This window comes from Kitasatospora sp. NPDC004614 (genome assembly GCF_042873675.1).
Lineage (GTDB): Bacteria > Actinomycetota > Actinomycetes > Streptomycetales > Streptomycetaceae > Kitasatospora.
On sequence record NZ_JBIALR010000013.1, the window covers coordinates 1 to 19,574 of the forward strand.

The 19,574-nt window shown below is 71.3% G+C and carries 20 protein-coding genes; 5 read left to right on the forward strand and 15 right to left on the reverse strand.

From position 1 onward, the window contains the following. Positions 1 to 538: 538 nt before the first annotated feature. On the forward strand, positions 539 to 1,663 hold the full coding sequence (locus ACFYST_RS24380; RefSeq protein ID WP_387638838.1) for an LLM class flavin-dependent oxidoreductase: 1,125 nt from the start codon (positions 539 to 541) through the stop codon (positions 1,661 to 1,663). Between the two features lie 66 nt (positions 1,664 to 1,729). Here ACFYST_RS24380 and ACFYST_RS24385 read toward each other — a convergent pair whose 3' ends face one another. Further along, on the reverse strand, positions 1,730 to 2,122 hold the full coding sequence (locus ACFYST_RS24385) for an SCO5389 family protein (protein WP_387865438.1): 393 nt from the start codon (positions 2,120 to 2,122) through the stop codon (positions 1,730 to 1,732). Between the two features lie 535 nt (positions 2,123 to 2,657). Here ACFYST_RS24385 and nucS point away from each other — a divergent pair. The 3 genes from nucS (at position 2,658) to ACFYST_RS24400 (ending at position 5,241) form a co-directional block, all read left to right on the forward strand. Further along, positions 2,658 to 3,317: an endonuclease NucS gene (gene nucS / locus ACFYST_RS24390; RefSeq protein WP_387865440.1), complete on the forward strand. Its 660-nt coding sequence runs from the start codon at positions 2,658 to 2,660 to the stop codon at positions 3,315 to 3,317. A gap of 72 nt (positions 3,318 to 3,389) precedes the next feature. Continuing rightward, the gene (locus ACFYST_RS24395) at positions 3,390 to 4,037 is read left to right on the forward strand and encodes a hypothetical protein (protein ID WP_387865442.1); all 648 of its coding nucleotides are present in this window, start codon (positions 3,390 to 3,392) and stop codon (positions 4,035 to 4,037) included. A 13-nt stretch (positions 4,038 to 4,050) separates the two neighbouring features. Further along, positions 4,051 to 5,241, forward strand: coding sequence for a nucleotidyl transferase AbiEii/AbiGii toxin family protein (locus ACFYST_RS24400; protein WP_387865445.1), 1,191 nt, complete (start codon positions 4,051 to 4,053; stop codon positions 5,239 to 5,241). Here the strand turns inward: ACFYST_RS24400 and ACFYST_RS24405 are convergent. From ACFYST_RS24405 to ACFYST_RS24420, 4 genes are all read right to left on the reverse strand, one after another. Beyond that, positions 5,238 to 7,193 (reverse strand): ATP-binding protein, encoded by a 1,956-nt coding sequence (locus ACFYST_RS24405; protein WP_387865447.1) that lies wholly within the window; start codon positions 7,191 to 7,193, stop codon positions 5,238 to 5,240. The two genes, ACFYST_RS24400 and ACFYST_RS24405, sit on opposite strands and share 4 nt — an antisense overlap. Positions 7,194 to 7,634: 441 nt before the next feature. Beyond that, positions 7,635 to 7,949, reverse strand: coding sequence for an STAS domain-containing protein (locus ACFYST_RS24410; RefSeq protein ID WP_387638841.1), 315 nt, complete (start codon positions 7,947 to 7,949; stop codon positions 7,635 to 7,637). A gap of 538 nt (positions 7,950 to 8,487) precedes the next feature. Further along, entirely contained in the window at positions 8,488 to 9,144 is a 657-nt protein-coding gene (locus tag ACFYST_RS24415) for a response regulator (protein ID WP_387865450.1), read from the reverse strand. Continuing rightward, the gene (locus tag ACFYST_RS24420; protein ID WP_387865453.1) at positions 9,141 to 10,331 is read right to left on the reverse strand and encodes a sensor histidine kinase; all 1,191 of its coding nucleotides are present in this window, start codon (positions 10,329 to 10,331) and stop codon (positions 9,141 to 9,143) included. Before ACFYST_RS24420 ends, ACFYST_RS24415 begins: the two co-directional genes overlap by 4 nt. Positions 10,332 to 10,454: 123 nt before the next feature. Here ACFYST_RS24420 and ACFYST_RS24425 point away from each other — a divergent pair, with 123 nt between their 5' ends. Continuing rightward, the gene (locus ACFYST_RS24425) at positions 10,455 to 10,994 is read left to right on the forward strand and encodes a hypothetical protein (RefSeq protein ID WP_387865454.1); all 540 of its coding nucleotides are present in this window, start codon (positions 10,455 to 10,457) and stop codon (positions 10,992 to 10,994) included. 7 nt (positions 10,995 to 11,001) lie between these two features. Here ACFYST_RS24425 and ACFYST_RS24430 read toward each other — a convergent pair whose 3' ends face one another. From ACFYST_RS24430 to atpB, 10 genes are all read right to left on the reverse strand, one after another. Continuing rightward, positions 11,002 to 11,574 carry a cob(I)yrinic acid a,c-diamide adenosyltransferase gene (locus ACFYST_RS24430; RefSeq protein WP_387865457.1) on the reverse strand — a complete coding sequence of 191 codons (573 nt, stop codon included), beginning with the start codon at positions 11,572 to 11,574 and terminating at the stop codon, positions 11,002 to 11,004. Positions 11,575 to 11,673: 99 nt separating this feature from the next. After that, positions 11,674 to 12,174, reverse strand: a complete 501-nt coding sequence (locus ACFYST_RS24435) for a DUF2550 domain-containing protein (protein ID WP_387637268.1) — start codon at positions 12,172 to 12,174, stop codon at positions 11,674 to 11,676. 127 nt (positions 12,175 to 12,301) lie between these two features. Further along, positions 12,302 to 12,685, reverse strand: a complete 384-nt coding sequence (locus ACFYST_RS24440; RefSeq protein ID WP_387637270.1) for a F0F1 ATP synthase subunit epsilon — start codon at positions 12,683 to 12,685, stop codon at positions 12,302 to 12,304. 219 nt (positions 12,686 to 12,904) lie between these two features. Then, the gene (gene atpD / locus ACFYST_RS24445; protein ID WP_387637273.1) at positions 12,905 to 14,347 is read right to left on the reverse strand and encodes a F0F1 ATP synthase subunit beta; all 1,443 of its coding nucleotides are present in this window, start codon (positions 14,345 to 14,347) and stop codon (positions 12,905 to 12,907) included. Between the two features lies 1 nt (position 14,348). After that, positions 14,349 to 15,263: a F0F1 ATP synthase subunit gamma gene (locus ACFYST_RS24450; RefSeq protein ID WP_387637276.1), complete on the reverse strand. Its 915-nt coding sequence runs from the start codon at positions 15,261 to 15,263 to the stop codon at positions 14,349 to 14,351. Positions 15,264 to 15,295: 32 nt separating this feature from the next. Further along, entirely contained in the window at positions 15,296 to 16,870 is a 1,575-nt protein-coding gene (gene atpA, locus ACFYST_RS24455) for a F0F1 ATP synthase subunit alpha (protein WP_043916035.1), read from the reverse strand. Between the two features lie 154 nt (positions 16,871 to 17,024). Continuing rightward, complete coding sequence (locus ACFYST_RS24460; RefSeq protein WP_387637279.1) at positions 17,025 to 17,840, reverse strand: F0F1 ATP synthase subunit delta; 816 nt, start codon at positions 17,838 to 17,840, stop codon at positions 17,025 to 17,027. Next, positions 17,837 to 18,394 carry a F0F1 ATP synthase subunit B gene (locus ACFYST_RS24465; RefSeq protein WP_387637282.1) on the reverse strand — a complete coding sequence of 186 codons (558 nt, stop codon included), beginning with the start codon at positions 18,392 to 18,394 and terminating at the stop codon, positions 17,837 to 17,839. The genes ACFYST_RS24460 and ACFYST_RS24465 overlap by 4 nt, the downstream gene beginning before the upstream one ends. 41 nt (positions 18,395 to 18,435) lie before the next feature. Further along, on the reverse strand, positions 18,436 to 18,666 hold the full coding sequence (gene atpE / locus ACFYST_RS24470; protein ID WP_100588007.1) for an ATP synthase F0 subunit C: 231 nt from the start codon (positions 18,664 to 18,666) through the stop codon (positions 18,436 to 18,438). An 81-nt stretch (positions 18,667 to 18,747) separates the two neighbouring features. Then, on the reverse strand, positions 18,748 to 19,560 hold the full coding sequence (gene atpB, locus ACFYST_RS24475) for a F0F1 ATP synthase subunit A (RefSeq protein ID WP_387637284.1): 813 nt from the start codon (positions 19,558 to 19,560) through the stop codon (positions 18,748 to 18,750). Between the last annotated feature and the right edge of the window lie 14 nt (positions 19,561 to 19,574).

The window sequence follows — 19,574 nt, forward strand, 5'->3', positions numbered from 1 at the left end:
AGAACCGCTCACCCGCCGACGACTTCACCTGTCCAGGCCTTGGCACAACCAGCCCAACGACCAAAACCACACAAAGTCACCGGTATTGCATCTAGGGCCTGTCCGGCCGATCTTGTCGGATCAGCGCGCGGCGTCGGGCGCCCGGCTGGGCGTGCCGCCGGAACGTCCTCGTACTGGGTGTACTTGGATGTTTCGGCGGTGCGTCCAGGCGGGGTGATCCGGCGTCGCGCGCCCGGCAAGATCGGCCGGACAGGCCCTAGCATGGATCCCCGTCCGGCTTCAGCGATTCGACGGTAATCCACCCTTCCCTTGGGCAAATTGAGGGTTCGGCGTGCCATTGGCACATGACATGGGTTACTCACGAGGTGACACGGCGGGGCACGCGAACCCTGCGCGCACCGAGGAGGCACACCGCATGACGAAGACCACCGCCCGCCGCCACTCCCGATCCGCCGAGCAGCAGCGGCGGGCCGGCCGAGGGGTGGCACCGGCCGCGCAGCCGGCCCCGGAGCCCTCGCGGGGCGCCGATACGGACGCGATCCGGGTCGGCGCGTTCCTGCTGTCCGCACAGTTCCCGGGGCAGAGCCACGGCGAGGCCCTGGACCGGACCGTCTCGGCGGCGCTGGCCGCGGAACGGGTGGGCCTGGACGCGGTGTGGCTGGCCGAGCACCATTTCGTGCCGTACGGGGTCTGCCCGGACGCCGCGACGCTCGCGGCGATGCTGCTGGGCCGCACCCGGCGGATCGGGGTGGGCACCGCCGTCAGCGTGCTGAGCACCAAGCACCCGGTGGCGCTGGGCGAGCAGGCGGCGCTGCTGCACCTGACGTCCGGCGGCCGGTTCACGCTGGGCGTGGGCCGGGGCGGGCCGTGGATCGACCTGGCGGTGTTCGGCGGCGGCCTGGAGGCGTACGAGCAGGGCTACCCGGAACGGCTGGACCTGTTGCTGCGCTGGCTGCGCGGGGCCCGGGTGGGCGGCTCGGGACCGCAGTTCGACTTCCCGGAGGTGGCGGTGGTGCCGCGGGCCGCCGAACCGGCCCGGCGGTCGGACCTGACGGGCTGGCTGGGCCTGGACGGGGCCGCCACCACCACCGCGGTGATTCCGCGGCAGCGCCAGGAGCCCGCACAGCAGGCGCAGTCGGGCCCGCCGGTGGTGATGGCGTGCACCTCGCCGGCGGGGGTGCGGACGGCCGCCGAGCGGGGTCTGCCGATGCTGCTGGGCATGCACTCGGGCGACGAGGACAAGCGGGACATGCTGGCCGCCTACCGGGCGGCCTGGCGGGCCGCGGGGCGCGGCGAGGAGGGCCTGTCCCGGGTGGAGCGGGAGCACGTCGCGGCGGGCGTGGTGCAGGTCGACGACCGGGCGGGCGCGGCCCGGGCCAGCCTGCTGCGGGCGATGCCGGACTTCTTCGCGTACGGGCTGGGCGCGCACCGCACGGTGGACGGCCGGGAGCGCTCGATGCGCGACCCGCGGGCGTACACCGAGCTGCTGTGCGACCTGCACGCGGTGGGCACGCCCCGGCAGTGCGCGGACCGGCTGCGGGCGACGGCGGAGAGCACCGGGATCCGGCGTTTCGCGCTGCTCGCCGAGGGCTCCGGGGACACCGCGGCGACGCTGCACAACCTGGACCGGATCGGCGACGAGGTGCTGCCGCAGCTGCGCTGAGACCGCACCCGCGGGCCGCCCCGTCCGATGGGGACCGGGGCGACCCGCGCTCGGGCGTGTCGGGGCTCAGCAGTCGCGCAACTCCGGCGACTGGTTGAGCAGTTGGGCGCGGACCGAGGTGAAGCGGGCGAGCCGCTCGTCGGTGTCGGGGCCGGGGGCGAAGACCGCGACCCGGTGGCAGTTCTGGAAGGCCAGCTGGACGCCGAAGTGGCGCTGCAGGGCTCCGCGGATGGCATCGCTGGCCAGCGCCCGGAGCAGCTGTCCGCGCTCCTGCTCGCTCGGCGGGGGGACCTCGTTGTCGGCGAAGTCGGTTCCGTCGACCTTGAGTTGGGCGACCAGCGAGCTGATCATGTCCCAGGCGTAGGGCAGCGAGGTGCGGACACAGTCGACGAACTCCCGCTCGTCGACCTCGCCTCGTTCGGCCTTCTCCAACAGGGCCGGTGAGACGTCGAGCGACATGGGTTCTCCTCTCACGGTCCGCCCCGGCGGATTCGACGGGGCGGTCGTACCGGTGTGCTGAGGGTGCATTGGACGGACGTGCGGTGAACCGCGCGCGATGTTCGAATACCGACGGCGCGACGGGCTGGGGGTGACGCCGCGTACGTCGAGGTCCTGGCCAGGGGTTCAACCAGCGTGTCAGTCCTTCCCGGACCCGGCTGGAGAATCCGGGGATTGCCGCCCGATTCGCCGTGCCGAGGCCGAGATTGGCCGGAATCAGTTGTGCACCGACCCTCTGTGCCGAGCTGGCACGGCTCACCGCGGGTGGCCGTGCGGTCACCATGTTTCGCCCCTCCCGCCCGGCCCACACCCACTGTGCGGACACTCGCTTCAAACGGCCCCCGAGGGCCCCTCCGGACAGCCGCCTGTCTCAGGAATCACGCCCCCTCGACCCACTGCACGCCGGCGCACCTCCCCCACCGCACGCCCCCTCCCCGCGCCCCTCCAAAATCGAACAGGGACGGGGGCACTCCCGGCGGGCCGTAGGCTTGTCCCCATGCGTCTTGTAATCGCCAAGTGCACCGTGGACTACGCGGGCCGCCTCGCTGCACATCTGCCCTCCGCCGTGCGCCTGGTGATCGTGAAGGCCGACGGGAGCGTCAGCATCCACGCCGACGACCGGGCCTACAAGCCGCTGAACTGGATGTCCCCGCCGTGCTCCCTCAAGGAGGCCGAGGGGGTGTGGACGGTCACCAACAAGGCCGGCGAGAAGCTGATCATCACGCTGGAGGACGTCCACCACGACTCCAGCCACGAGCTCGGCGTCGACCCCGGCCTGGTGAAGGACGGCGTCGAGGCCCACCTGCAGGAGCTGCTCGCCGACCGGATGGAGGTCCTCGGCACCGGCTGGCAGCTGATCCGCCGCGAGTACCCCACCGCGATCGGCCCCGTCGACATCCTCTGCCGCGACTCCGACGGCGCCACCGTCGCCGTCGAGATCAAGCGCCGCGGCGAGATCGACGGCGTCGAGCAGCTCACCCGCTACCTCGACCTGCTCAACCGCGACCCGCTGCTGGCCCCGGTCAAGGGCATCTTCGCCGCCCAGGAGATCAAGCCGCAGGCCCGCGTCCTCGCCACCGACCGCGGCATCGGCTGCGTCGTCCTCGACTACGACGAGCTGCGCGGCATCGACGACGACAAGCTCAAGCTGTTCTGACCCCGGCGGGCCCAACGGGCCCCGGCGGACCCCGGCGGGCCGCCCTTCGCGCCCGCCTGCCAAGATCGCCGCATGCCCGTGCGAAGCGCTGAACCGGTCGGCCGGTACGAGACCCATCTCACGCTGGCCCCGGCCGAGGCCGAGGCGCTCGCCGACTGGGCGGCCGCGCACGGCCTGGAGTTCACCCACATCCTGCTGGCCCGCGGCCGGCACCCCTCGCAGCCGATGCTGTCCTGGCAGAGCGACGGCACCCTGGCCGCCCAGCACCACCGCGCCGCCGCCGAAGCGACCCGGCTGCGGGCCGCCGGGTTCACCCCGGTCCGGGTGAAGATCGAGGCCGCCCCGTGGACCCCGGGCGTCCCCGGCACCGACGCGGAGGCCGAACAGGCCGACGCCGCCCACTACTTCGAGCACCACGTGAAGGTCCGGCTGGCCCCGGACGTCCCCCGCGACGCCCTGGCCCGGGCCGCCGACGGCCACCACGCCCACGTCTCCTGGAACGCCCGTCGCACCGAACCCGACGGCCACCGCCAGTACTTCGTCACCCAGCGCTGCCACCGCCTCGGCCTGACCACCGCCGGCCGGCACCTCGACCGCCTCACCGCCGCCCTGACCGCCGCCGGCTTCCCGCCGCTGAAGGTCACCCGCGAGTACGTGGTCCACGACTCGGCGCTCGCGCTGGACTCCGGCTGGCTCGACGACGCCCCGACCACCGCCTGACCGAGGAGGACCCGTGTCCGACCCCCGCATGCTGCCGCAGGCCCGTGACAACTGGCCCCGCACATTCCTGACGATCGACGACCCGCGGGCCACCCAGGCCGAGATCTACGACCCGGCCCTGATCCAGTTCGCCAACGCCTACCGCGCCGGCGACCCGCAGTTCACCGACCCGGCCCTCTCCGCCGCCTGGTACGCGGCCCGCCGCACCGCCATGGACACCGTCCTGGCCGCCGTCGCCGCCTCCGGCCGGTCCGACCACCTGGTGCTGCGTGGCTCCGTGGTGCTGAAGGCCTGGTTCGGCGACGCCGCCCGCGAACCCGGCGACCTCGACTTCGTCATCACCCCCGCCGACTGGACGCTCGACGACCCGCGCACCGAGAACCTGTTCGACGACCTCACCCGCACCATCGCCGCCTCGACCGGCCCGGTCCGCTTCCTGCCCGAGCGGACCGTCAGCGAGGACATCTGGACGTACGAGCGGGCCCCCGGCCGCCGCCTGCTGTTCAGTTGGGAGACCGACGGCCTGCCCGGCGGCACCGTCCAGCTCGACTTCGTCTTCAACGAGGAGCTGCCCGTCCCCGCCGAGCCCCTGGAGGTCGCCCCCGGCACGGTACTGAACGTCGCCGGACGGGAGCTCTCGCTCGCCTGGAAACTCCTCTGGCTCGCCACCGACAGCGACCCGCAGGGCAAGGACCTGTACGACGCGGCCCTGCTCGCCGGTTCCACCCGCCTGCGCTACCAGGTACTGCGGGACGTCTTCGCGACCGGCCTGGCGTACTACGCCGAGCACCCGATCGGCCTGCACGACGTGCTCACCGAGACGGACTGGCCGAACTTCGCCACCGAGTACCCGCGGCTGGCCGGCGAGGAGTCCGACCACACCCGACGCCTGGCCGACGCCCTCGCCCCGACCTTCGCCGAAGTCCCCGCCGCCGAGCTCGCCGCCTGGTGGCGCGAGGGCTGGCTCGCACCCGTACGCCGCCTGCACGCCGAACAGGGCCTCGCCGCCACCCAGTCCTGGCTGGCCGACCGCCAGGCGACGCTCCCGCTGGCCTACCGCCTCACCGCCGAGGCCCTCGGCGCGGCCGCCCCCGAACACCTCGGCGCGGCCATGCTCGGCTGCCCGACCTGGGCCGGGCACGCCGGATCGGCGGCTCGCGGCAGCCTGGACCCGGAGACTGTCGAGGCTTGGCTCCGGGTCTAGCCCACCGCGCTGTTCGACGGGGACGGGCTGTCCGACGGCGAGGCGCTGGACGAGGCACTGGGCGACGGGGAGGACGACTGGGTGGACGACTTGGTGGGCTGCGGGGACGAACTCGTCGGCGGGGAAGACGACTTGGTGGCGCTCGCCGAAGTACTCGGCTTCGTACTGCTCGCGCTGCCGCTCGGCCGGTGACTGCTGGAGGGGCTGCCGCTCGCCGACTCCGACGGGCTGTCGGACGGCGTCGCGCTGTCGCTCGCCGACGGCCGCGGGCTGGTGCTGGGCCGGGGGCTGGTGGTGGCGCCCGGGTCCGGGACGATGTCGTCCGCGGAGTTGCCGGGCTGCTTGCCGGCCGGGCTGTCCTCACTGCTGACGGCGACGCCGATCGCGGTGCCGAGCACGCCGAGCGCCATCACGGCGGCACTCGCGGCCAGGACGGTCTTCCGGGCCCCGGCGGGAGCCCGCTTGCGCAGCCGGGCCGGCACCTGGGCGATCGCCCGGATGGTGCGCCGGCCGCGGTCCGACGGGGTGTCGCCGGTGCCGGCGGTGATCGCCGCGGTCTCCTCCAGCCGGATCAGGTCGAGCATCCGCCGCCCGACCGCCCCACCGCGCTGGTCGCCGCCGGCGACGCGCAGCGCGAGCGCGGCCTCCAGTTCGGCGACGGCCCGCTGCGAGTTGCCGACGCACAGCGCGTACACGCCCAACTCGTGGTGGAACCAGCCCTGTTCGGCGTCCGCCCCGAGCATCCGGGCGGCCTCCAGGCCGAGTTGCAGGGCCCGCTCCCAGGCGCCCCAGCGCAGCGACAGGGCGAGCGCGGGCGCGGCGGCCCGGGCCAGCCGCAGCACCTGCTCGGGGCGGTCGGCGTCCCGTTCGGCCGCCAGTACCGCGAGGATCACCTCGGCCTCGGCGGCGACCTGGCGGGTCGTCACCGAGGCGTGCCCGACCCACCAGGACAGGTGTTCGGCCGCGCCGTGCGCGACGCCGCCGGGGGCGAACGGGGCGGGCTGCCCGTGCGCGTCGGCCTCGAGTTCGGGCAGCAGCGCGGCGAGCACGCCTTCGGTGAGCCGGTGGTGTCCGCCCACCGACACCGCCAGGCCGTTGTCCACCAGTTCCTGCAGCGCGCTCTCGCCGAGACCGACGTCGATCAGCGCGGGCAGGTGCGGCGCGGTCGGGCACTCCCCGTTCAGCGCCAGCGCCAGCCGCAGCACCCGCCGGGCCGGTTCGCTCAGGCCCTGCACCAGCAGCCGGGCCGGCGCGGCACTCTCACCGACCGACGGCAACGGCACCCCGGCCCGCAGCTCGGCCTCCAACTCGGCCGGATCGCTGGGGAGTTCGTACTCCTTCACGAAGCCGAAGACGCTCCGCCGGTCCTCCTGCGCGGCGACCAGCGCGTCCACCGCGACGTCCCGCTGCCGCACCAGCGCCGCCGCCCGGACGAACCGCAGCGGCAGGCCCTCCGACTCGAACCACAGGTCCACCGCCCAGGCCCGCTCGGCCTCGTCCAGCTGACGGCCCGCCAGCCGCGCCGCGAGCGTCAGACACGCCGGCCGGGACAGGCCCGCCACCAGGTGGTCCCGCAACCGCGAACCGGGCGGCGACGGCGGCGCGTCCGGCGCCGTACTGACCAGGAACGCGCACTCGGGGGCCAGCGCCAGCAGCTCCTCCAACTCCTCGCCGGACGGCTCCACATCGTCGATCACCACCACCGCGGCGACCCCGGCCAGCAGTTCGACCAACTGCTCCCGGTCCGGACGGAAGTCCGGCGCCTGGTGCGTCGTCGCGAACAGGTCCTGCAACAGATCGGCGGACGTCCTGCGGTAGCCGCTCAGCCGCACCACGCCGTCCGGCGCCAACTCCCCCGCCGCCTCGGCGACCGCCGCCAGCAACGCGGAACGGCCCGAGCCGGACTGCCCGACCAGCCGCACCGAACGCCCCTCCCGGAGCTGCCCGATCACGGCCTCGATGTCACCGTCACGGTCCAGCAGCGGCAAGTCCCCCGGCCCGGCCCCCAACGCGAGCGGCCCCACCGCCGGACTCGGCCCCAACTCCGGCCGCGCCTGCACCAACCCACGTATGCGCCGCGGCTGCGGCAACCACTCGTCCGGACAGCGCCGCGCCTCCGACCCCTCCGGCCCCCCGACCACCACCAGCCGCTCACCGCTGACCAGTTCCCCACCCCGCGGGCGTACCCCGTCCCCCCGGAATTCCCCGCTCGGCTGACCCACGTCACTGCTCCCCGCCACTCGGACACCTGACCGGAGACTGTCCCACATGACCGAACCGGGTCAACACACCGGGTAGTCGGGGGCGCGAAAGAGGGAGAGCACCATCACCACAAGATCGCGCCACCGCACAATGACTTGCACGTGCTCGCGCCCCAGCGGTCGGGCCCGCCACTACCCCATCGCGGGAAGCGCCGCCCCCTCCACCGCCAGAATCCGGTGCAGCCGCGTAGCCACCAGCAGCCGCTGGAGCTGCACCGGCACCTCCCGCAGGACGAGCCGTCGCCCGGCCCGCCCGGCCCGGCGGTGGGTGCCCATGATGACGCCGAGTCCGGTCGCGTCCCAGGACTCGAGCCGGCAGAGGTCGAGGACGAAGTCGCCCTCTCCGCCGTCGACCGCCGCGTGCAACCGCGCCTTGGCGTCGGCGGCGCTGCGCACGTCGAGCCGCCCTTCGATGGCCAGTCCGGTGTGGTCGCCGGTGATGCGCACGCTGTCCTCCTCCTCGGCCGTGTGCCGCTGCTCGTCCGCCGCGTTGCGCCTGCCGCCCGTCCCGTTCCCCAAGGACCGACCGCGACATGTTTCGGGCCGGTTGTGCACCGGCCCTTGCTGAATCTGACGGCCAACCAGTTCCGCAGGTTGCTGTCACCCGGCGGACTGTCCCTCAACTTCACCCGTCCGAGGGAATATACGCAGGTACACCTGGTACTTACGCTCGATAACCGCCCAAATCACCCGTCTGCGGGGTGCTCCGTGAGCAAACTCACCCGGAGGGTGCGGGCGCCGCTAGAGAGCTGGTCGTACGGTCATCTGGTCCTCCCGGGGGCACGCCGAGGGCCGCCCGTGCCGGGGCAGCAACGACCGCCCGGCGGGAGCCACATCGCTCTGCGCCGGACTCTAGTAGGAGCACGCGTTCCGTGGTGCGTTCCGGCAGTGTGATCTGCACCGGAACAGGTGTGATCTGCGCCCCTCCCACGGAACCGCTCCGCCACACAGACCCCGTCGGACGAACTCCGTCACACCAGCCCCGTCACCGCTCCCCGGGAACGGGCACTCCCCGCTCCTGCGCGAGGATCGCCGCCTGCACCCGGCTGCGCAGCCCGAGCTTCGCGAGGATCCGGCTGACGTGGGTCTTGGTGGTGGCCTCCACCGTCCCGAGCCGGTGCGCGATCTCCGCGTTGGACAGGCCGGCCCCGAGGCAGCCGAGCACCTCCCGCTCCTTCGGCGTCAGCCCGTCCAGCAGCGCACCGGAGTCCGGCGCCGAAGCCGGCGACTTGGCGAAGGACGTGATCAGCCGCCGGGTGACGGACGGCGCGAGCATGCCGTCGCCGCGGGCGACCGTGCGGATGCCCTCGACCAGGGTGTCCGCCTCCAGGTCCTTGAGCAGGAACCCGGCGGCGCCGGCCCGCAGCGCGCCCCACACGTACTCGTCCAGGTCGAAGGTGGTGAGGACCAGCACCTGCGCCGCCCCGGCCTCCACCACCTGCCGGGTCGCGGCGACGCCGTCCAGCCGGGGCATCTGGACGTCCATCAGGACGACGTCGGGCCGCAGTTCCAGTGCCATCCGGACGGCCTGTTCGCCGTCCGCGGCCTCGCCGACCACCTGGAGGTCGTCCTCGGCCCGCAGGATCATCACCAGCGCGGCCCGGACGGCCGCCTGGTCCTCCGCCACCAGTACCCGGATCATCCCCGCTCCCCGCTCGCCGTCCGCGGCAGCACCGCCCGGACCCGCCACGTCCGCCCGTCCGGCCCGGCGTCGAACTCGCCGCCGAGCAGTTGCGCCCGCTCGCCCATGCCGACCAGCCCGGCCTTCGCCCCGGGCACCGCCCGGCCCTCGCCCTCCCGGTACGCGGACTCCACGGTGATCTCCAACTCCCGCTCCCCGTACCGGATGCAGAGCCGGACGGGGCCGGGTGCGGCGTGCTTGACGGCGTTGGTCAGCGACTCCTGGACGATCCGGTAAGCGGCCAGTTCGACCGGCGCGGGCAGCTCGCCCGCCTCGCCCTGCTGCTCGGCCTCGAACCGCAGCCCGGCCGACCGCCCGGCCGCCCCGGCCTGCTCCAGCAGCACGTCGACGGCGGCCAACCGCGGTGCGGCGTAGGGCTCTTCGGGCGTGGCCTCGCGCAGCAGTCCGATCATCCGACGCATCTCGGCGAGGCCCTGCACGCTGTTCTCCCGGATCACCGCGAGCGCCTCCACCAACGGCTCGTCCGCCTCCCGTGCCTGACGGCGCGCCACCGCCTGCGCGCCGGTGGCGTGGATGGCGATCGCCGACAGGTGGTTGGCGATCACGTCGTGCAACTCGCGGGCCATCCGGGCCCGTTCGGAGACCACCGCGCCGCGCCGGTCCAACTCGGCCAGCAGCGCGGTCTGCTCGGCCCGCAGCCGCTCCGTCTCGGCGACCTCCCGGTGCCGCCGCAGCAGGTCGGCCGTCCACACCGGGGAGAGGAAGATCAGCCCGCAGAACACGGCGACCAGCAGCGCCTCGGGCAGCGAGGCGTACTGCCACGTCAGGCCCGTCAGCACCACGGTGGTGGCGGCGCCGGACAGCTGCAGGACCCGGCTCATCCGGGGCGGGCCGTACAGCACCGCCGCGTACAGCAGGTCGGTGTACAGCAGCATCGTCGGCACCAGCGAGCCGAGGTACACGGCGACGCCGAACACCACGCCGCCGACGCTGACCGTCCACACCGTCCACCGGCGCCGCACCAGCGACAGCCCGGCCATCGCCACCAGCGGCAGCACCGACACCCACGCCGACCACTCGGGCCGCCGGTCGTACGCGCCGACCGAGATCAGCAGCAGGCCGCCCAGCAGCCCGGCCACGGCGATGGCCATGTCCTGCCCGCGTTCGGAGAGTCTCACCCGGCCCATCCCAGCACTCCTCCCAACCGGCCGGAACGACCGCTCGGAGGACCCGCCGTCCGACGAACGGCTGACACGCCACTCCACTGGCCGGACGATGACGGCGCGCCCGGGCGGGGGAAGGATCGAAGCATGGTTTCCCTGATCGTGGCCGGCGAGGCCGGCTTCTGGGTCGTACTGGTAGCGGGGCTGCTGGCCCGCTACGCGATGCGCCTGCGCCGCACCGGCCTGGCGCTGCTGGCGCTGCTGCCGGTGGTCGATCTGGTGATTCTCGGCGCCACCGTCGCCGACCTGCGCGGCGGCGCCACCGCCGACTGGACGCACGGCCTGGCCGCCGCCTACGTCGGCTTCTCGATCGCCTACGGCCACCGCATGGTCCGCTGGGCCGACGGCCACGCCGCGCACCGGCTGGCCGGCGGCCCCAAGCCGCCCGGCGCGCCCAAGTACGGCGCGCCGAGGGCCCGTTACGAGTGGGGCGTGTTCCTGCTGACGCTGCTGGCCTCGGCCGTCACGGTGGCGCTGATCGCCGCCGTCCAGTGGCTGGTCGGCGACGCCGCGCGCACCGCGCAGCTGGATTCCTGGTACCCGCGGATGGCGCTGGCGGTCGGCATCAACCTCGTCATCGCCGCCAGCTACACGGTCTTCCCCAAGCGGCCCAAGCAGACCGGATGACCAGGCGTCAGCGGTTCTCGCCGGGCACCCACAGCACGTCGCCGCGCTCCTTGTTGGCGGTGCGGGCCAGGATGAACAGCAGGTCGGACAGCCGGTTCAGGTACTTCGCGGTCAGCGGGTTGATGTTGTCCCCGTGCGCCTCGATCGCCGCCCAGGTGGCCCGTTCGGCCCGCCGCACCACGGTGCACGCCAGGTGCAGGTACGCGGCGCCGGGGGTGCCGCCGGGCAGGATGAAGCTGCGCAGCTTCTCCAGCTCCTCCAGGAACCGGTCGCAGTCGCCCTCCAGCCGGTCGATGTACGACTGCTCGACCCGCAGCGGCGGGTACTTGGGGTCCTCGACGATCGGCGTCGCCAGGTCCGCGCCCACGTCGAACAGGTCGTTCTGGATCCGGGTCAGCACCGTCACCAGCTCGCCGTCCAGCGCCCCGGCGCCCAGCGCCACGCCGATCGCGGCATTGGCCTCGTTGGTGTCGGCGTACGCGATCAGTCGCGGGTCGGTCTTGGTGGTCCGGCTCATGTCGCCGAGCGCGGTCGTGCCGTCGTCCCCGGTGCGGGTGTAGATGCGCGTCAGGTTCACCATGCCCGCAGCCTAGCGCGCACGTCGGAGCGGGTGGACGCGAGCCGCGTCACGCTCTCCTGACGCCGAATCAGGCATCCGGGAGGCCAAGCACCCGGGAAATCAGGCGACGTTGACCCTCTGCCCGGGCGGAGCGGCCTCCAGCCAGGCCAGGAAGCCGGTCAGCGCGTCGTCGCTCATCGCGAGCTCCAGCGGCGCGCCCCGGTGCAGGCAGCGCAGCACCACGGAGTCGGAGAGCAGGGCGAGTTCTTCCTGCCCCTGCGGGTAGCGGCGGCCCAGCACCTCGATCTCGGTGCGCGGCAGGACCCGTCGCGGCCGGGGCGCGTAGGAGAACACCCGGAACCACTCGATGGAGTCGCCGCTGTACCGGCCGATACCAAAAACCCACCCCTTGCCGTCGGTCTGTGGGACCGGGGCCGAGGTGGGTTGGCCGTTCTCGTCGAGATCCGGCTGCGTGGAGGCGTCCGCCGGCATTTTCAAGCGGTAGGAGCAGTCGAAGGTGCCGCCCACCCGCTGGATGAGGCGGCGGCGTACCGCGAAGCCGACCAGGCCCGCGAGGGCGAGGACCACTACCGACGCGCACACCACAAGGGCGAGGACCACGCTCACCTACCTCCTCGCTGCCTTCATCCCCGTTGGCGGCCTTACGCGGCCACCCATTCCTACCAACTGATACGACAGTCCCGAGGACACGCTCAAAGCGTCCCCGGGACCGTCGCTGAGACCAGGCTCAGTGGTGCGCCTTCAGGCCGCCGGCGGCGACCAGCCGGACCTCGGCGCGACGCTCGGCGTGCGCGTCGGCCTCGTTCCGGGCGTTCTCCAGCGCGCGCTCGGCGCGGGCGACGTCGATCTCGTCGGCCAGCTCGGCGATCTCGGCGAGGATCGACAGCTTGTTGTCGGCGAACGAGATGAAGCCACCGTGCACCGCGGCGACGATCGTGCCCTCGGAGACGGTGCGGATGGTGACCGGGCCGGTCTCCAGCACGCTCAGCACCGGGGTGTGACCCGGCATGATGCCGGTGTCGCCGGAGGCCGTACGGGCAACAACGATGGTGGCCGCACCGGACCACACCTTGCGGTCGGCTGCGACCAGCTCGACGTGCAGCTCAGCCAACGTGGGCTCCTTGGCTCTCGCCGGGGCTCGGCCACCCGGGCGAACGGGCGGCTGAGCTCTCGGCAGTTTCGGTAAGAATAACGGTCACGCGCCCCCGGAACGAAACCAAGGGCTCGTAAATGACCGGGATCACAGCACTTCCAGCGTTGAGGGGTGGCCCCCGACGAGAGCCGGGAACCACCCCTCAACGGTTGGGTCTGCCGTGCGACCGGTCTGCGGTTACTTCTTCAGCAGCTCGGCGGCGTTGCGCTCGAGGTCATCGATGCCACCGCACATGAAGAAGGCCTGCTCCGGGACGTGGTCGTACTTGCCGTCCGCGATGGCGTTGAAGGCCTCGATGGTCTCCGACAGCGGGACGGTCGAGCCCTCGACACCGGTGAACTGCTTCGCCACGTAGGTGTTCTGCGAGAGGAAGCGCTCGATGCGGCGGGCACGCTGCACCGTGATCTTGTCTTCCTCGGACAGCTCGTCGATACCGAGGATCGCGATGATGTCCTGCAGGTCCTTGTACTTCTGCAGGATCCCCTTGATACGGATGGCCGTGTCGTAGTGGGTCTGCGCAATGTACCGCGGGTCGAGGATGCGGGACGTGGAGTCCAGCGGGTCGACGGCCGGGTAGATGCCCTTCTCCGAGATCGGGCGCGACAGAACGGTGGTCGCGTCCAGGTGGGCGAAGGTGGTGGCCGGCGCCGGGTCGGTCAGGTCGTCCGCGGGGACGTAGATCGCCTGCATCGAGGTGATCGAGTGACCGCGGGTCGAGGTGATGCGCTCCTGCAGGAGGCCCATCTCGTCGGCCAGGTTCGGCTGGTAACCCACCGCGGAGGGCATACGGCCGAGCAGGGTCGACACCTCGGAACCGGCCTGGGTGAACCGGAAGATGTTGTCGATGAAGAGGAGCACGTCCTGCTTCTCGACGTCGCGGAAGTACTCCGCCATGGTCAGCGCGGAGAGCGCGACGCGCAGACGGGTGCCCGGCGGCTCGTCCATCTGGCCGAAGACCAGCGCGGTCTTGTCCAGAACGCCCGAGTCGACCATCTCGTCGATGAGGTCGTTGCCCTCACGGGTGCGCTCACCGACACCGGCGAACACCGACACACCACCGAAGTTCTCGGCGACGCGGTAGATCATCTCCTGGATCAGAACGGTCTTGCCGACACCGGCACCACCGAACAGACCGATCTTGCCACCCTGGACGTACGGGGTGAGCAGGTCGATGACCTTGATGCCGGTCTCGAACATCTCGGTCTTCGACTCGAGCTCGGAGAAGTTCGGGGCCTTGCGGTGGATCGGCCACTTGACCTCGACGGAGGCCTCGAACTCGGCCTTGTCGACGTTCAGCACCTCACCGAGGGCGTTGAAGACCTTGCCCTTGGTGATCTGGCCGACCGGGACGGAGATCGCCGAACCGGTGTCGGTGACCTGCGAGCCGCGGACCAGGCCGTCGGTCGGCTGCATCGAGATGCCGCGGACCAGGCCGTCGCCGAGGTGCTGGGCAACCTCGAGGGTCAGGGTCTTCTTGCCGGTGCCGTCGGGGTTGTCCACCTCGACGTGCAGGGCGTTGTACATGTCCGGAATAGCGTCGACGGGGAACTCCACGTCGACGACCGGGCCGATGACCCGCGCGACGCGGCCCGTCGCCGTGGTCTCAACAGTGGTGGTCATATCATTCGCTCCCCGCGCTAGCGTCGGCCAGCGCGTTCGCGCCGCCCACGATCTCGCTGATTTCCTGGGTGATCTCGGCCTGACGGGCCGAGTTGGCAAGCCGCGTGAGCGACTTGATGAGCTCGCCGGCGTTGTCCGTCGCGCTCTTCATCGCACGCCGGCGGGCGGCGTGCTCGGAGGCGGCCGACTGCAGGAGAGCGTTGTAGATCCGGCTCTCGACGTACCGCGGCAGCAGGGCGTCGAGGACGCCTTCGGCCGACGGTTCGAAGTCGTACAGCGGGAAGATCTGGTTCTTCGCCGGCGACTTGTCGCTGAGCTCGACCTCGTCGAGCTTCAGCGGCAGCAGGCGCCGGTCCACGGCCGTCTGCGTCAGCATCGACACGAACTCGGTCGACACCAGGTGCAGCTCGTCCACGCCACCGGTCTCCGCGGTGAAGGCCTCGATGAGGTCCGCCGCGACGGTCTTCGCGTCCCCGTAGGTCGGCTTGTCCGAGAAGCCCGTCCACGAGTTCGCGACCGCGAGGTTGCGGAACCCGTAGTACCCGACGCCCTTGCGGCCGACGATGTACGTGACCACTTCCTTGCCTTCTTCGCGGAGGCGGGCGGCGAGCGCCAGCGACTGCTTGATGGCGTTGGTCGAGTAGCCGCCCGCCAGACCGCGGTCCGCCGTGATCACAAGCACGGCGGCGCGGGTGGCGTTCGGGTTCTCGGTGGTCAGCGGGTGCTTCGCGTTGGACCGGGTGGCCACCGCGGTCACCGCACGGGTGAGCTCATCGGCGTACGGGGTGGAGGCGGCCACCGCGCGCTGCGCCTTGACGATGCGCGACGCGGAGATCATCTCCATCGCCTTGGTGATCTTCTTCGTCGCGGTGACGGAGCGGATGCGGCGCTTGTAGACCCGAAGCTGTGCTCCCATGGGTCGTTACGTCCTTTCCCTCGCTACCGGACTCAGGCCTGCTCGGAGAGCAGCTTGCCGTCCGCCGTGGTGTAACCCTGCTTGAACGAGGTGATCGCCGCGGTCAGCGCGTCGATGGTGCCGTCCTCGAGCTTCTGGGTCTCGGCGATGCCGGTCAGGATGCCCTTGTGCTCCAGGCGCAGGTGGTCGAGGAACTCGCGCTCGAAGCGACGGATCTCGGCGACCGGGACGTCGTCCAGCTTGCCGGTGGTGCCGGCCCAGATCGAGACGACCTGGTCCTCGACCGCGAACGGCTGGTACTGGCCCTGCTTCAGCAGCTCGACCATGCGCGCACCGCGCTCCAGCTGGGCCTTGGAGGCCGCGTCCAGGTCGGAACCGAAGGCGGCGAACGCCTCCAGCTCGCGGTACTGGGCCAGGTCCAGGCGCAGGCGGCCGGCGACCGACTTCATGGCCTTGATCTGGGCGGAGCCACCGACGCGGGAGACCGAGATACCGACGTTCACGGCCGGGCGGATGCCGGCGTTGAACAGGTCGGACTCCAGGAAGCACTGGCCGTCGGTGATGGAGATGACGTTGGTCGGGATGTACGCCGAGACGTCGTTGGCCTTGGTCTCGATGATCGGCAGACCGGTCATCGAGCCGCCGCCGAGGGCGTCGTTCAGCTTGGCGCAGCGCTCCAGCAGGCGGGAGTGCAGGTAGAAGACGTCACCCGGGTAGGCCTCGCGGCCCGGCGGGCGGCGCAGCAGCAGGGAGACGGAGCGGTAGGCCTCGGCCTGCTTCGACAGGTCGTCGAAGACGATGAGGACGTGCTTGCCGTCGTACATCCACTCCTGGCCGATGGCCGAACCGGTGTACGGGGCGAGGTACTTGAAGCCGGCCGGGTCGGAGGCGGGAGCAGCCACGATCGTGGTGTACTCCAGCGCGCCGGCCTCCTCCAGGGCGCCGCGGACGGACGCGATGGTGGAGCCCTTCTGGCCAACGGCGACGTAGATGCAGCGGACCTGCTTCTCCGGGTCGCCCGAGCGCCAGTTGTCGCGCTGGTTGATGATGGTGTCGACGGCGACCGCGGTCTTGCCGGTCTGACGGTCACCAATGATCAGCTGGCGCTGGCCGCGGCCGATCGGGGTCATCGCGTCGATGGCCTTGATGCCGGTCTGCAGCGGCTGCTTGACCGACTTGCGGGCCATGACGCCGGGGGCCTGCAGCTCCAGGGCACGACGGCCGGTGGAGGCGATGTCGCCCAGGCCGTCGATCGGGTTGCCCAGCGGGTCCACGACGCGGCCGAGGTAGCCGTCGCCGACCGGAACCGAGAGGACCTCGCCGGTGCGGCGCACGGTCTGGCCCTCTTCGATGCCGCCGAACTCACCGAGGATGACGACACCGATCTCGCGGGTGTCGAGGTTCAGCGCGAGGCCGAGCGTGCCGTCCTCGAACTTCAGCAGCTCGTTCGCCATGACCGAGGGCAGGCCCTCGACATGCGCGATGCCGTCCGCCGCGTCAGTGACCTTGCCGACCTCTTCCACAGAAGCGGCGTCCGGCTGGTACGACTGGACAAAGTCGGCCAGCGCGTCCCGGATCTCCTCCGGACGGATCGTAAGCTCCGCCATCAGGCTTCCCTGCTCTCCTAGTTTGCGATCCTCGGCCCGCCATTGAGGGCCGCAAGTGCTCGACTCTCGGCCGGGTCGGGTGAACCGGCCGTACGTTTTGCCGGCCCACCTGGTGTGGACCGACGCCCGACCGAGGGTCGGATAGTGCTGGTGCTCAGCCTTCGAGGCCCTGGCGAGCGCCTTCGAGGCGGCTCGCGACGGTGCCGTCGATGATCTCGTCGCCGATCTGCACCCGGACACCGCCCTGGACCTCGGGGTCCACGTCGATGTTCAGGTGCACCGGACGGCCGTGCAGGCCGGCCAGCGCAGCGGCGAGCCGCTCCTTCTGGCGGTCCGACAGCGGCACAGCGCTGGTGACCAGGGCCACCACGCGGCCACGCCGGGAGGCGGCGAGCTTGGAGTAGGACTCCAGGCCGCCCTCCAGGCTACGGCCCCGGGGGGCGGTGACCAGGCTGGTGACCAGGCGGACAGTGCCCGCGTTGGCCTTGCCGCCGAGCAGCTTGCGGATCAGCGCCGTCTTGGCGGCCTTGTCGGCCTTCGGCTCGGTCAGCGCGGCGCGCAGCTCGTGCGAGCCCGCCACCACCCGGCCGAACCGGAACAGCTCGTCCTCGACATCGTCCAGCGCGCCCGCCTTGTCGGCGGCGATGACCTCGGCGTACGCGGTCAACTGCTCGGCCGCGTCGGCCAGGTCACGCGAACCGGACCAGCGCGAGCGGACCAGGCCGGAGACCAGGTCGACGGTCTCGCCGGAGACCTGACCGGCCAGCAGCGAGGCAACCAGCTGGGCCTTGTCCTCACCGGACCGCGACGGGTCGGTCAGCACGCGGCGCAGCGAGACCTCACGGTCCAGCAGCACGGTGACGGCGGCGAGTTCCTCGGCGAGCTTGGCCGCGTCCACCGAAGTGTTGTCGGTCAGGCTCTCGAGGTTCTCGCGACCGGCGGCGAGGGCCTCACGGCTCGCGCCGATCACTTGGACGCACCCTGGGCAGCGGCGGCCTTGGACTCCAGCTCGTCCAGGAAGCGGTCGATGACACCGCTCTGGCGGGCGTGGTCCTCCAGGGACTCACCGACGATGCGGGAGGCCAGCTGGGAGGCCAGCGAGCCCACGTCCTGGCGCAGGGCGGCGGTCGCCTGCTTCTTGTCGGCGTCGATCTGCGCGTGGCCGGCGGCGACGATGGCCTCGCGCTGACGCTGGCCCTCCTCGCGCATCTCGGCGATCAGGACAGCGCCCTGCTCACGGGCGTGCTCGGTGATCCGAGCGGCCTCGTGACGCGCCTCGGCCAGCTCGGCACGGTACTGCTCCAGCAGGGCCTGGGCCTCGGCCTGAGCGGTCTCCGCGCGCTTCATGCCGCCTTCGATGGAGTCGCGGCGCTCCTCCAGCACCTTCTCGATGCTGGGGAGGAGCTTCTTGCCGAGAAGACCGAAGACGATGAAGAAGCAGAGCAGGCCGATGATGACCTCGGGCCACGCGGGGAGAAGAGGGTTCATCTTCTCTTCAGCCGCGAGGAGAACCTCGGGGGTCATATCAGAACCTTTCGTCGGAATTGACTACCGGTGCGCCTGGCTCACTGGCCGTAGACGAACGGCATGACGATGCCGATCAGGGCGAGGGCCTCGGTCAGGGCGAAGCCGATGAACATGTTGGAGCGGATCAGGCCGGCAGCCTCGGGCTGACGGGCCATCGCCTGCACGCCGTTACCGAAGATCAGACCGACACCGATGCCGGGGCCGATCGCAGCGAGGCCGTAGCCGATGGAAGCAACGGAACCGGACACACCAGCGGCGAGAGCGGACATCTCAGCTAATCCTTTGCGGGGATGGGATACCGGTGGGTGTTGGCCACCGGGAGTTCAGGGGCGCGGCCGGGGCCGCGGGGCTCAGTGCGCCTCTTCCAGGGCACCGGCGATGTAGCTGCTGGCGAGCATCACGAAGATGTACGCCTGCAGGAACTGCACCAGCAGCTCGAAACCGGTCAGACCGACGGCCACCACGAAGGACACCGAGCCGTACAGGGCGCCGATGCTGGGGCTCAGCAGGTACCACGAGGCCACCGAGAAGACGACGATCAGCAGGTGACCGGCGAACATGTTCGCGAAGGCTCGGACCGCGAGGGTGAAGGGGCGCACGAAGATGTTCGAGAAGAACTCGATCGGCACCAGGATGAACATGACCCAGCCGGGGATGCCCGACGGCCAGCAGAGGTTCTTCATACCGCCGACGAAGCCGTGCTTCTTGAAGGTCAGCGTCATGTAGGTGATCCACACGATCGCCGCGAGCCCGACCGGGAACGCGATGCGCGACATCACCGGGAACTGGGCGAACGGGATGATGGACATGATGTTCATGATCCACACGAAGAAGAACATCGAGACCAGCATCGGGACGTACTTCTCGCCCTTTTTGCCGATCGTCTCGAGCACGATGCTCCGCTTGACGAAGTCGTACCCGATCTCGCCGACCAGCTGGAGCTTGCCCGGGAGCAGCTTCGGCTTGGCGAACGCGGCCCAGAAGAAGCCGACCACCAGGAGTGCGCAGATGATCGACAGCAGCATCGGCTTGGTGAAGTCGACGCTACCGATCGAGAAGATCGGCTTGAAGTCGAACTCGTTCAGGCCGGGGGCCGGGAAGCCGCAGCCGGAGTTCAGGTGGCAACCGGCCTCGGAGGCGAGCTGGACGTCAGCACCCACCACAGACTCCTTCGTTC

Bases quoted from the DNA above. Each gene is read 5' to 3' on its own strand.
- ACFYST_RS24425 (WP_387865454.1), top strand. From the start codon at position 10,455: ATGGTTTCCCTGATCGTGGCCGGCGAGGCCGGCTTCTGGGTCGTACTG.
- ACFYST_RS24450 (WP_387637276.1), bottom strand. From the start codon at position 15,263: ATGGGAGCACAGCTTCGGGTCTACAAGCGCCGCATCCGCTCCGTCACC.
- ACFYST_RS24415 (WP_387865450.1), bottom strand. From the start codon at position 9,144: ATGATCCGGGTACTGGTGGCGGAGGACCAGGCGGCCGTCCGGGCCGCG.
- ACFYST_RS24420 (WP_387865453.1), bottom strand. From the start codon at position 10,331: ATGGGCCGGGTGAGACTCTCCGAACGCGGGCAGGACATGGCCATCGCC.
- nucS (WP_387865440.1), top strand. From the start codon at position 2,658: ATGCGTCTTGTAATCGCCAAGTGCACCGTGGACTACGCGGGCCGCCTC.
- ACFYST_RS24385 (WP_387865438.1), bottom strand. From the start codon at position 2,122: ATGTCGCTCGACGTCTCACCGGCCCTGTTGGAGAAGGCCGAACGAGGC.
- ACFYST_RS24430 (WP_387865457.1), bottom strand. From the start codon at position 11,574: ATGGTGAACCTGACGCGCATCTACACCCGCACCGGGGACGACGGCACG.
- atpE (WP_100588007.1), bottom strand. From the start codon at position 18,666: ATGTCCGCTCTCGCCGCTGGTGTGTCCGGTTCCGTTGCTTCCATCGGC.
- ACFYST_RS24465 (WP_387637282.1), bottom strand. From the start codon at position 18,394: ATGACCCCCGAGGTTCTCCTCGCGGCTGAAGAGAAGATGAACCCTCTT.
- ACFYST_RS24395 (WP_387865442.1), top strand. From the start codon at position 3,390: ATGCCCGTGCGAAGCGCTGAACCGGTCGGCCGGTACGAGACCCATCTC.
- atpD (WP_387637273.1), bottom strand. From the start codon at position 14,347: ATGACCACCACTGTTGAGACCACGGCGACGGGCCGCGTCGCGCGGGTC.
- atpA (WP_043916035.1), bottom strand. From the start codon at position 16,870: ATGGCGGAGCTTACGATCCGTCCGGAGGAGATCCGGGACGCGCTGGCC.